Source organism: Flavobacterium sp. (assembly GCF_031363805.1).
Lineage (GTDB): Bacteria > Bacteroidota > Bacteroidia > Flavobacteriales > Flavobacteriaceae > Flavobacterium.
The window spans coordinates 1-4,196 of the sequence record NZ_JANLVD010000227.1; the positions used below are offsets into that span (position 1 = coordinate 1).

General features: G+C 32.5%; 6 protein-coding genes and 2 pseudogenes. 6 read left to right on the top strand and 2 right to left on the bottom strand.

Annotation, left to right across the window (positions count from 1 at the left end; all coding sequences use genetic code 11):
• From RMN92_RS11915 to hemL, 3 genes and pseudogenes are all read left to right on the top strand, one after another.
• A pseudogene (locus RMN92_RS11915) lies at positions 1 to 394 on the top strand (1-aminocyclopropane-1-carboxylate deaminase/D-cysteine desulfhydrase); the annotation flags it as partial.
• Positions 387 to 1,253 carry a glucosaminidase domain-containing protein gene (locus tag RMN92_RS11920; protein WP_309609662.1) on the top strand — a complete coding sequence of 289 codons (867 nt, stop codon included), beginning with the start codon at positions 387 to 389 and terminating at the stop codon, positions 1,251 to 1,253. The pseudogene RMN92_RS11915 and the gene RMN92_RS11920, both read left to right, overlap by 8 nt.
• Before the next feature lie 155 nt (positions 1,254 to 1,408).
• Entirely contained in the window at positions 1,409 to 2,695 is a 1,287-nt protein-coding gene (gene hemL, locus RMN92_RS11925; RefSeq protein ID WP_309609664.1) for a glutamate-1-semialdehyde 2,1-aminomutase, read from the top strand.
• A 170-nt stretch (positions 2,696 to 2,865) separates the two neighbouring features.
• Here hemL and RMN92_RS11930 read toward each other — a convergent pair whose 3' ends face one another.
• Entirely contained in the window at positions 2,866 to 3,105 is a 240-nt protein-coding gene (locus RMN92_RS11930) for a hypothetical protein (protein WP_309609665.1), read from the bottom strand.
• A gap of 230 nt (positions 3,106 to 3,335) precedes the next feature.
• Here RMN92_RS11930 and RMN92_RS11935 point away from each other — a divergent pair, with 230 nt between their 5' ends.
• From RMN92_RS11935 to RMN92_RS11945, 3 genes are read left to right on the top strand one after another with little or no spacing between them, the layout of a single operon-like run.
• Positions 3,336 to 3,626, top strand: coding sequence for a hypothetical protein (locus tag RMN92_RS11935; RefSeq protein ID WP_309609667.1), 291 nt, complete (start codon positions 3,336 to 3,338; stop codon positions 3,624 to 3,626).
• Between the two features lie 12 nt (positions 3,627 to 3,638).
• Positions 3,639 to 3,827, top strand: coding sequence for a hypothetical protein (locus tag RMN92_RS11940; protein ID WP_309609668.1), 189 nt, complete (start codon positions 3,639 to 3,641; stop codon positions 3,825 to 3,827).
• The gene (locus tag RMN92_RS11945; RefSeq protein ID WP_309609669.1) at positions 3,827 to 4,090 is read left to right on the top strand and encodes an AAA family ATPase; all 264 of its coding nucleotides are present in this window, start codon (positions 3,827 to 3,829) and stop codon (positions 4,088 to 4,090) included. Before RMN92_RS11940 ends, RMN92_RS11945 begins: the two co-directional genes overlap by 1 nt.
• Here the strand turns inward: RMN92_RS11945 and RMN92_RS11950 are convergent.
• Positions 4,074 to 4,196: pseudogene (locus RMN92_RS11950) on the bottom strand (IS1595 family transposase); the annotation flags it as partial. The gene RMN92_RS11945 and the pseudogene RMN92_RS11950 sit on opposite strands and share 17 nt — an antisense overlap.

Consider the following 4,196-nt stretch of genomic DNA (forward strand, 5'->3'; position numbering starts at 1 on the left):
AGGCACCATTTCTGGATTGATAAACAGTGCCAAACCACATCAAAAAATTATTGGATTTCCTGCGTTGAAAGGCGACTTTTTGTCGGACGATATTCGTAAATTTGCAACAAATACTAATTGGGAATTGATTTCTGATTATCATTTTGGCGGTTATGCAAATGTAAATCAAACACTTATTTCGTTTATCAATACATTTTATAGCGATTATAAGATTCCGTTGGATCCAGTTTATACCAGTAAGATGGTTTTTGGCGTTTTAGATTTAATAGAAAAAGAATATTTTCCAAAAAATTCAAAAATATTAATGATTCACACTGGCGGATTGCAAGGAATTGAAGGGATGAATCTGCTTTTGGAAAAGAAAAAAATGACTAAAATAATTTTTAATGAATAAGATTTTATTATTATTTTTAATAGCCTTTTTGGTAAGTTGCGGTGCCTCTAAACCAAAAGCACCTACCAAAAAAGTAGCTCAAATTTCACGCAAAGGTGTTTCGAACAAACCCGTAGCAAAACTAGAGAGTAAAGAATTTAAAAATGGATTTCCATCCAATTCAAAAACCGAAATTTTAGAAGCTACTCAAAAAATTAAGGTCACCCAAGAAATGGTTCTCAATTATATTGCAAATTTTAAAACCATTGCCAAAGAAAATATGACTTCAAAAGGCATTCCAGCCAGTATCACTTTGGCACAAGGCATTCTAGAATCTGGTGCAGGAACTGGCGATTTGGCTCTGCAAGCCAACAATCATTTTGGTATAAAATGTCACAAAGAATGGACAGGTGAAAGTGTGCGACATGATGATGATTCGCCACAAGAATGCTTTAGAAAATACAACCAGCCTGAACAATCCTATCGTGATCATTGCGCTTTTTTAACGAGCCGACCTTGGTATTCACCTTTATTTTTATTACCAAAAAACGATTATAAAGCTTGGGCGAAAGGTTTAAAAAAATCAGGTTATGCCACCGATGTGAAATATCCTCAAAAACTCATTGGTATTATCGAAAGATACCAACTCCAACAATATGATGCCGAAGTTTTAGGAATTGAATATGTGGAAGAATCAAAATCGGCAGAAAATACAGAAGCGGAAGTACCAACAAATGTTTCTGAAACGTATGTGGTTATAAAAGGCGACACTTTGTATTCCATTTCAAAAAAATTCAATCTCACCATAGAAGATTTAAAGCGGAAAAACAATTTGTCTGAAAACGGATTGGCTTTGGGTCAGACTTTGAATGTGAAGTAATTTTGGTATGAAGTTGGGAGTTTGAAGTTGGAAGATGGGAGTTGGAAGTTTGAAGATGATTGTTAATTTTCAGCATTTGTCAAATCTAAAAAACTAAAGTTTATATTTAATATTGTAATTCGTAATTCGTAATTCAAAAAAATCTTAAATTAAAAATGTTATATAAAAGAAGTAGCGAACTTTTTGCTGAAGCAGAAAAAGTAATTCCTGGAGGTGTAAATTCTCCAGTTCGGGCGTTTAAATCAGTTGGTGGAACGCCAATTTTTGTAGAAAAAGCCAAAGGTGCCTATTTGTTTGATGCCGATGGCAATAAATTAATAGATTACATCAATTCTTGGGGACCTATGATTTTAGGTCACGCGTATCAACCTGTAGTCGATGCCATTATTGAAAAAGCAAAATTAGGTACTTCTTTCGGAATGCCTACAGAATTGGAAACCGAAATAGCAAAATTGGCGATTTCTATGGTTCCAAATATCGATAAAATTCGGTTTGTAAGCTCCGGAACAGAAGCTTGCATGAGTGCCATTCGCCTTGCGCGAGGTTTTACAAAAAAAGAAAAAATTATAAAATTTGCAGGTTGCTACCACGGGCATTCCGATTCGTTTTTGATTCAGGCAGGAAGCGGCGCTATCACTTTTGGTTCACCAAATAGTCCTGGAGTTACAGCTGGCACTGCCAAAGATACTTTGCTTGCCAATTATAATAATTTGGATAACGTAAAAAGCGTAATCGAAGCCAATAAAAACGAAATTGCCGCTATTATCATCGAGCCAGTTGCGGGAAATATGGGTTGTATTTTGCCACAAAAAGGATTTTTAAAAGGTTTACGAAGCTTGTGCGATGAACATCAGATTCTTTTGATTTTTGATGAAGTCATGACAGGATTTCGTCTTGCCAAAGGTGGCGTTCAAGAATTATACAATGTAAATGCCGATATTGTTTGCTTCGGAAAAGTAATTGGCGGCGGTTTGCCAGTAGGTGCTTTTGCAGCACGTGAAGAAATCATGAATTATTTGGCGCCACTCGGTCCAGTGTATCAAGCGGGAACATTGTCAGGAAATCCGTTGGCAATGGTTGCGGGTTTGACCATGTTGAAAGCTTTGAATGACGATGCCGATATTTTTAAAAGACTCAACGAAAAAACTACTTATTTAGCCAACGGTATAGGTCGTGTTTTGAAAAATAATAAAATCGATTTTACGATTAATCAAGTGGGTTCTATGATTTCGGTTCATTTTGATGCCAATCCAGTCATTGATTTTGAAACTGCCAAAAAAGGCGACAATGAAACTTTTAAAAAATTCTTTCACGGTTTGCTCAAAGAAGGTATTTATATAGCACCTTCGGCTTATGAAAGTTGGTTTATAACCGATGCTTTGACTTATGATGATTTAGATTTTACCATTGCTGCTGTAGATAAGGTTTCTAGGGATTTTTAGATAAATTATTCCCACTAATTTCACTCCCGATAGCTATTGGGATTCACGAATTGATTTGGTGGTTGGGTTTTGAAGTATATGGATTAACTATAAAATTAATAACAATAAAAATACAATTGGATTTGAATTTATCCTGCAAGGTTTTTTTTAACCTTGTAGGATTTTAATTTTTAGGCGAAAATACGATTCCTAACTTCTTCTGTGGTAAAAGTTTTTGCACCATTTGCGATGGATTCACTTATTGATTCTATATGATTTACATATTGATTCTTGGTCAATGGCTTGCCATCAATGGTGTAGGCAACAATATAATTGCCATTTAAAACAGTATCAATTTCATCCAATAATTTTTCATCTTGAATGTTTTGCACTTTTTGAATAATTTGGGTTTTATGTTGCTCAATATTCATAATAACAATTTTAATAAAGTAAAGATAATAAAATGCAATTGGGTTTTGAATTTATCCTGCAAGGTTTTTTTAACCTTGTAGGATTTTAATTTTTATAAAAATATCAAATTGTGGTTTCCCGTAAAATTTATTGTTTTATAGGTTTTAGTTTTGGTGAAAATGTTGATAACTAAAACTGAAACATATTTTAGGAAGTGTTAAATTGGCTAACAAATTAAAAAATAGAAACTATGAACCAAGAAATTATTGAAGCAATCGAAAACAAAAATCTAATTGAATTTAATTATGATGGAGAATCTAGAACAGTTGAACCACATTGTTATGGAGTTTCGACAAAAGGCAATGAAGTATTGAGAGCATATCAAGTCGATGGTTATAGTTCTTCTGGAAATATGGGATGGAAAATGTATGATTTAGGAAAAGCTGATAATATTAATGTTTTGGAAGATACATTTGATAAATCCCGAAGTGATTACAAAAAAGGCGATAAGACAATGGAAGAAATTTATTCGGAACTTTAAAAAGAGACATCTATGAAATTCGACAAAAATAAGGATGATATCAAGAATATAAACATTCTGAAAAGTGAAATAAAAAAGATTAATAGCCCATATTCAAAGATACTTATTGATTCACTTTTTAACTCCTCCTCTTCAGAAGAATTTAGAAACTCTATCAAAGAAAATGTTTCTAAACATATTGAAGATAAAATAAAAAAATAATGGCAAGATATTTTATAAAGTCAATATCAATTGAAGGTTTTAGGGGAGTTAACAATAATAATTCACCCTTGCTAATTGATTTTCAATCAGATGGAGTCACTTCAATATTTGGCGAAAACGGTAAGGGAAAAAGTTCAATTTTTGAAGCTTTTTTATTCTCAATTTTAGGAAGAATAATTAGACTTGATGAATATCACATTGATATTAGAGATAAAGGAGCAATAAAAAATTTATTGAGGTGTTCATTTATTTACTTATTATAATCTCTTGATATAAAACCTTTTGAGTATTCATCATTCTGTTTATTAATAGGTCAAAAATATTTTCCTTATAAATTGACCTGTTAATTCGGTAACTAAACTCATCTAA